This window comes from Kitasatospora sp. NPDC002965, from assembly GCF_040611255.1.
Taxonomy (GTDB): domain Bacteria; phylum Actinomycetota; class Actinomycetes; order Streptomycetales; family Streptomycetaceae; genus Kitasatospora.
Map to the genome: position 1 here is coordinate 1 of NZ_JBEXNT010000296.1, position 2,000 is coordinate 2,000.

Genomic DNA, 2,000 nt, shown 5'->3' on the forward strand with positions numbered 1-2,000 from the left:
TCCCGCAACCGCTCCGCGAACGCTCGCGACCCCAGCAGACCCACCGCCATACCCAGCCACTGACCACCCTGACCCGGATACACGAACACCACGTCGGTGGAGTCGAGCGCGGTGCCCGCCACGAGCCCGGACCCGACCGCCTCCAGACCGGCGAGGTCCCAGGCCACGGCCCGGTCCGGCAGTACGGCGCGCCGGGCCAGCGTCGCGCCGACCTCCCCCAGCGGCGCGCCGCCCTCCGCGTGCGCCAGGACGGCGGCGGCCTGGGCCCGCAGCGCGGCCGGGCCGGCCCCGGAGAGCAGCAGCGGCACCGGCCCCGTCCCGGCGGCCGGCGACGGCTCCCGGACCGGATCGCCCTGCTCCAGGATCACGTGGGCGTTGGTACCGCTCATGCCGAACGAGGAGACGGCCGACCGGCGCGGGCGGCCCACCGCCGGCCAGGGCCTGGCGTCGGTGAGCAGCTCCACCCTCCCCGCGGTCCAGTCGACCTTCGGGGTCGGCGCGTCGACGTGCAGCGTCTTCGGCAGCTGCCCGTGCCGCATGGCCTCGACCATCTTGATGATGCCGCCGACGCCCGCCGCCGCCTGGGTGTGCCCGATGTTCGACTTCAGAGAGCCCAGCCAGAGCGGCTCGCCCTCGGCCCGGTCCTGGCCGTACGTCGCCAGCAGCGCCTGGGCCTCGATCGGGTCGCCCAGCGTGGTGCCCGTCCCGTGCGCCTCGACCGCGTCGACCTCCTGCGCCGTCAGGCCGGCGTTCGCGAGCGCCTCCCGGATGACCCGCCGCTGGGCCGGGCCGTTCGGCGCGGTCAGCCCGTTCGAGGCGCCGTCCTGGTTCACCGCCGTGCCCCGCACCACGGCCAGGACCGGACGGCCGGCGGCCCGCGCCGAGGAGAGCCGCTCGACCAGCAGCACCCCGGCGCCCTCGCCCCAGCCGGTGCCGTCGGCGGCGGCGGCGAACGACCGGCAGCGGCCGTCGGTGGCGAGGGCGCGCTGCCGCGAGAACTCCAGGAAGGTCCCGGGCGTCGACATCACCAGGACGCCGGCGACCAGCGCCTGGTCGCACTCGCCGCTGCGCAGCGCCTGCACGGCCAGGTGCAGCGCGACCAGCGAGGACGAGCAGGCGGTGTCGACCGTGACCGCCGGGCCCTCCAGGCCGAACGTGTAGGCGAGCCGGCCGGACAGGACGCTGGAGGCGTTGCCGGTGCCCAGGTGGCCCTCCAGCTCGCCGGGACGGTCGCCGAGCAGGCCCAGGTAGTCCTGGTCGTTGCTGCCGGCGAAGACACCGGTGCGGGTGCCGCGCTGCCCCAGCGGGTCCAGGCCGGCCCGCTCGAACGCCTCCCACGCGCACTCCAGCAGCAGCCGCTGCTGCGGGTCCATGGCGCGGGCCTCGCGCGGGCTGATCCCGAACAGCGACGCGTCGAAGTCACCGGCGTCGTGCAGGAATCCGCCCTCGCGCGCCATCGAGGTACCGGGCGCGTCGGGGTCGTCGTCGAACAGCGTGGTGAGGTCCCAGCCCCGGTCGGTCGGGAACTCCCCGACCGCGTCCCTGCCCTCCGCGACCAGGCGCCAGAGGTCCTCCGGGCCGCGCACCCCACCGGGGTAGCGGCAGGCCGTGCCGACGACGGCGATCGGCTCGGAGGCCCGGGCCTCGGCCTCCTGCTGCCGGCGGCGGAGCCGGTCGGTCTCCTTCAGTGCGCTGCGCAGGGCCTCGACGAGCTTCTCGTCCGGCTGGGTCATGGTCCACTCCGCTCGTCAGGCCGCTCTGGGGCCTCGGAAATGCTCACGTGGGAGGCGACGGGGTACGTCGCGGGCGACAGGTGACAGGGGCTGGTGAGGGTGACCGGGGGCACCGGCCCGGGGCAGGTGCCCCCGGGCGGGGGCCGGTCTGCCGGACGGTCGGGGCGTCGGACGGTCGGGGCGCCCGGGTAAGGGGTACAGGGGGCCCGGGGGGTGCCCCGCCGCCGGGGGGGGGGTTTGGGGGTAGGGGGGCGGGGGGGGGGTGGT

At 76.8% G+C, this 2,000-nt stretch carries 1 protein-coding gene; it reads right to left on the reverse strand.

Going from position 1 to position 2,000, the window contains the following annotated elements; all coding sequences use genetic code 11:
- A partial coding sequence (locus ABZY91_RS41940) for a beta-ketoacyl synthase N-terminal-like domain-containing protein (protein WP_355409497.1) occupies positions 1–1,733 on the reverse strand: 1,733 nt, incomplete at its 3' end.
- Positions 1,734–2,000: the final 267 nt, after the last annotated feature.